A 4,654-nucleotide genomic window follows, 5' to 3' on the forward strand; every position below is an offset into this window, starting at 1 on the left:
GGTTTTGTTAACTTGATATGATAAAAAATGATTCTCGACAGGATCAATAACCGATAGGTTCACTTTTTGATTTCACATATTAAAAATTGGCATAACAAATAAACCTAATAAAATTATATTTTTTTTAGGTTGAAAATGCAATTAATATTTGACAAACCAATTAACTTTATCTTGATGAGTATAACTAATACCACAAACTTCAGCAGGTGTTAAATTATTCAATGATGAATGTGATTTTATGAAGTTGTAATAAAAAATAAAGTTACTGATTAAGCTATTGGCACTTTCAAATGATTTAAAACCTTTAACTTTTTTATACCAAGATTTAAATGTTTTGTTAAAGGATTCTATCAAATTATTCGAAATATCGTCACGAAAGCTTTCAACTTGAATATGCTTTGTATTATCAAAGGTAGTATCAATAGGTTGGATATAAGATTTCCAACGATCAGTTACAATAGCGCCAGGACTACCGAAGGTCTTAGCTTGTTTAAACAATGAATAAGCTGCATCAGAATCTCTAGAATCGCTTAAATTCCAAGAAGTAATGAATCTAGTTTCTGAATCAATGCAGATCCAAAGGTAGTACTTCTGTTTATTAATTTTTACAACTGTTTCATCAGCATGCCATTCATCTGAATCACCTAAATAGAGGTTTTGTGTAAGCTCATCACTTATGGATTTAAAATATTTATCAAACTTTTTAATCCATTTAGAAATAGTTACATGAGATACTTTGATATTCATGTGATTTAATAAATATGTTGAAATTGCTCGTGTTGTAGAGTTAAGAGCATAATATAAATTTATAGCGGTAATAATTGTATTTACACTAAATCTATGACCTGAAAAGGTAGTTTTACCAGATAGCTTTTCAGATGAAGGATCATCAATAGCTATAGGTCTAAGCTGTTTAAGGGTATGATTGCACTTTCTATTATTGCATTTAAAACTAACATAATATTTATATGCATGGTGAAGATACATACCTCTACCACATACAGGACATTTTGGATAATCTTTAGTTTTAGTAGATTTTTTACTTGATTGTAGTGTAAATTGTCTTTTACATCTTTTGCATAAATATTTTTGATTAGAATGTTTATCTTTACCGTATTTATATAACTCAGTACTATAACATTCAGGGCATTTAACCGTAGGTTTCAATTTTCTCGACTCCTTTCTAATAGGGGGAACTGTGTTTTGTGGTGAAACCATTGTAAACCCTAACGGGGTCGAGATTCAAATATAAATAAGTTAACAGAACGCTACATTATACAAGGGAGAGAGTAAAAAATAGATTTTATTCACTCCCTTATTTAGTATATAGAAAATTTATGAGAATTAAAGTAAACCTACTTTAGTCAAAGCTTGTTCAAGGTCTCCGATGATATCTTCAACGTCTTCTATGCCGACAGAGAATCTGAAGAATCCATCTGAGAATTCATCTGGATATAAGTATTGTCGTTCGTCGTCTTCACCTAAGAATACGATTAAGCTTTCGTCATGTCCTAGAGAGACAGCAGAAGTGATGACCTTAAGATAGCTTACGAATTTGTTATGAGTATCGTGATCTGCTTTTAATCCGAATGATAATACGCCACCGTATCCGTTTATCATTTGTTTCTTAGCCACTTCATGGCCCTTGAAGCTTTCAAGTCCAGGATAAGATACGAATCTTACGCAATCTAAACCTTCAAGCCACTTAGCCACTGCTAGAGCGTTTTCGTTGTGTTGTCTCATTCTAAGAGGTAGAGTAACTGAACCACGCATGATTAACCATGCATTGAAAGGACTTATAGCGCCTCCTAGATTTACTTGAGATTGTGCACGTATAATATCTAAGTATTTAGTTTTTCCTATTATAGCACCACCCATTGAGTCTCCGTGACCGTTTATGTATTTAGTCAAACTTTCTATAGTGAAGTCAGCTCCTAAATCAATAGGTCTTTGGTTGTATGGTGATGCGAATGTATTATCTACTGAAAGCAATGCACCGTTTTCGTGTGCAATTTTGGCGATTTCTTCTATATCTGAAATCATTAAAGTAGGGTTTCCTGGTGTTTCTATGTGGATTAATTTTGTATTAGGGCGAATTGCCTTTCTAACATTTTCTGGGTCAGTAGTATCCACAAGATTTGTTTCAACACCGAACTTGTTATTTAATAATTCATTTAATAAACGATATACAGCTATATAAGTAACACTAGAGAATATAACGTGATCTCCTTTTTCTAATAAAGCGAAGAATAAACCTGAAAGTGCTGCAACTCCAGATGCTAGAACTACACAGTCTTCACCATTTTCTAAGCTCGCTATTTTTTCTTGTAAATATTGTTGGTTGGAACCACCGTTTCTTGTATATAAGTTACCACCTGAACTACTCCAGTTTATATCTGAAGGATCGTAAGGTAATTCATAACTATTTGCCATTGTTATAGGTCTTTTGATAGCACCTGTTTCTGCATCTACATCATTTCCTGTGTGTACTGCTCTTGTTTGAAATCCATATTCTTTTCCATAAGTACGTTTTGCCATGTTTTCACCTCTAAAAATAATAGTTTAATTTCATAGTATACCTATAGGAAATATATGTTAATAATTATTTGATTAATTTTTAAATAACTTGACAAATATAAAAATTGATTGTACTATTGTACTATAGTATTAATACAGTAAAGGAGGTGTTAATATGGAATGGCAGATTGATAATAATAAACCTGTTTATATACAGCTTGTTGAGCAATTGAAGATGAAGATAATTTCAGGGGAAATCGAGTTAGATTCTAAATTAGATTCTGTCAGAAACCTAGCTGCAGAGGCTATGGTAAATCCAAATACTATGCAAAAGGCACTAGCAGAATTAGAGAGACAGGGCTTTGTATATTCTAAGAGAACAAGTGGAAGATTTGTAACAGATGACAAAGCTTTGATAGATAGAGAACGAAAAAATTTAGTAAAAGATAGTGTAAAAGCATCCTTGGAAACTCTAATAAATTTAGGATACACAGATGAAGAAATAATGAGATTAATTGAAGAAATCTTAAAGGAGGGAAAAAATGAGTAATATAGTGGAATTCAAAAATGTTTACAAGAAATACGGTAAACTAGAAGCTTTAAAAGGAATCGATATCGAGATTCCTAGGGGAAAAATAGTCGGACTTTTAGGTCCAAATGGAAGCGGAAAGACAACTATGATAAAGATGATGAATGGATTACTTACTGCTACTGAAGGGGAAGTACTTATAAACGGTATGAAGCCTGGAGTAGAAACTAAAAAAATAGTTTCATATCTACCAGAAAAGACTTACTTAAATGAATGGATGAAGGTCAAGGATATAATAGAGTTTTTCAAGGATTTTTATCCTGATTTTGACGAAATGAGAGCTCTTCAAATGCTAAAAAGTCTAGATATCGATGAAAATAGAAAGTTAAAAACTTTATCGAAGGGTACAAAAGAGAAGGTTCAATTGATTTTAGTTATGGCTAGAAATGCTGATTTATATATACTAGACGAACCTATAGGTGGTGTCGATCCAGCGGCCAGAAGCTTTATATTAGACACTATACTTAAAAATTTCAACGAAAATTCTACTTTATTGATTGCAACTCATTTAATAAGTGAGATAGAAAATATATGCGATGAAGTTATATTTTTAGCTTATGGGGAAGTCGTTCTACAAGGGGATGTAGACGAAATAAGAGCTGAAAAACAAAAATCAATAGATGCTATTTTTAGGGAGGAATTTAGATGCTAGGAAAATTAATGAAATACGAAATTAGATCTTGTGGAAGAATATTTTTTCCATTTTATATAGTTACGTTGGTGTTTTCTATATTAGGTGGATTATTTATAAATTTTGATAATGGAGTACATGATTTCACATTAGTATATTTAATAGGCACTTTAGCAGCATTTGGTTTATTTATAGCTGCGATTGTGTTGACTATAGTTCTTATAGTTCAAAGATTTAATAAGAGTCTTTTAGGTGATGAAGGGTATTTGATGTTTACACTACCAGTACGTAATGAAGCTTTAGTATTATCTAAGTTTTTAACTTCATTGCTATTTATAATATTGACTGTAATAGTTTCTATTGTTTCTATTACTTTAGTTTGTGTTATGCTTAGCTATAGAGTCGATCAAGTTTTAGATATAGGTTATTTCTTCAAAGAGGTAAAAGCTATCTTTTCACAAAATATAGGAGGTATAGCTTTTTATGGCTTCAATTATATAGTCGACTATTCAACATTTATATTGACAATATACTTAGCAAGCGCAATATGCCATTTAAATGTATTTTCTAAGCATAAAGTATTATCAGCTTTTGGATCATTTATAGCTCTATCTTTGATTCAATCAGGTATTATAGAAGCAATTGCTTTTCTTGTTAATGATGATAAAGCTTTAGCTATAAGTGAAAATATGTCAAGCTTTGATATAAGTGGAACTTTTAATGCAGTTCTTTCAGTTGGAAATTATGATATTATAATATTTGTAGCGAATTTAATAATTGCAGTAGCTTTGTTCTTTGGAACAACTACATTATTAAACAAAAAGCTTAATTTAGAATAAAAAAGTAAATATTAGATTAAAAAAATATACCTTTTGCTAATAGTCTTAAATTATTAGCAAAAGCGTATATTTTTTAAT

At 30.9% G+C, this 4,654-nt stretch carries 5 protein-coding genes; 3 read left to right on the forward strand and 2 right to left on the reverse strand.

The annotated features are described in order from the left end of the window. Positions 1–141: 141 nt before the first annotated feature. Both MR593_RS08960 and MR593_RS08965 read right to left on the reverse strand, forming a co-directional pair. The gene (locus MR593_RS08960) at positions 142–1,218 is read right to left on the reverse strand and encodes an IS6 family transposase (protein ID WP_442908405.1); all 1,077 of its coding nucleotides are present in this window, start codon (positions 1,216–1,218) and stop codon (positions 142–144) included. Between the two features lie 126 nt (positions 1,219–1,344). Further along, positions 1,345–2,538, reverse strand: coding sequence for a trans-sulfuration enzyme family protein (locus tag MR593_RS08965; RefSeq protein WP_290692041.1), 1,194 nt, complete (start codon positions 2,536–2,538; stop codon positions 1,345–1,347). 154 nt (positions 2,539–2,692) lie between these two features. On the opposite strand from MR593_RS08965, the gene MR593_RS08970 reads away from it, so the two are divergent. The 3 genes from MR593_RS08970 to MR593_RS08980 are packed head-to-tail and all read left to right on the forward strand — an operon-like array spanning position 2,693 to position 4,576. Continuing rightward, positions 2,693–3,067 (forward strand): GntR family transcriptional regulator, encoded by a 375-nt coding sequence (locus MR593_RS08970; protein WP_290692043.1) that lies wholly within the window; start codon positions 2,693–2,695, stop codon positions 3,065–3,067. Further along, positions 3,060–3,758 (forward strand): ABC transporter ATP-binding protein, encoded by a 699-nt coding sequence (locus MR593_RS08975; protein ID WP_290692045.1) that lies wholly within the window; start codon positions 3,060–3,062, stop codon positions 3,756–3,758. Before MR593_RS08970 ends, MR593_RS08975 begins: the two co-directional genes overlap by 8 nt. Beyond that, positions 3,752–4,576 carry a hypothetical protein gene (locus tag MR593_RS08980; RefSeq protein WP_290692047.1) on the forward strand — a complete coding sequence of 275 codons (825 nt, stop codon included), beginning with the start codon at positions 3,752–3,754 and terminating at the stop codon, positions 4,574–4,576. The genes MR593_RS08975 and MR593_RS08980 overlap by 7 nt, the downstream gene beginning before the upstream one ends. Positions 4,577–4,654: the final 78 nt, after the last annotated feature.

Source organism: Intestinibacter sp. (genome assembly GCF_022780145.1).
Lineage (GTDB): Bacteria > Bacillota > Clostridia > Peptostreptococcales > Peptostreptococcaceae > Intestinibacter.

Excerpts from the sequence above, each read along its gene's own strand:
- MR593_RS08970 (WP_290692043.1), top strand. The coding sequence starts at position 2,693 with ATGGAATGGCAGATTGATAATAATAAACCTGTTTATATACAGCTTGTT.
- MR593_RS08965 (WP_290692041.1), bottom strand. The coding sequence starts at position 2,538 with ATGGCAAAACGTACTTATGGAAAAGAATATGGATTTCAAACAAGAGCA.
- MR593_RS08960 (WP_442908405.1), bottom strand. The coding sequence starts at position 1,218 with ATGGTTTCACCACAAAACACAGTTCCCCCTATTAGAAAGGAGTCGAGA.
- MR593_RS08975 (WP_290692045.1), top strand. The coding sequence starts at position 3,060 with ATGAGTAATATAGTGGAATTCAAAAATGTTTACAAGAAATACGGTAAA.
- MR593_RS08980 (WP_290692047.1), top strand. The coding sequence starts at position 3,752 with ATGCTAGGAAAATTAATGAAATACGAAATTAGATCTTGTGGAAGAATA.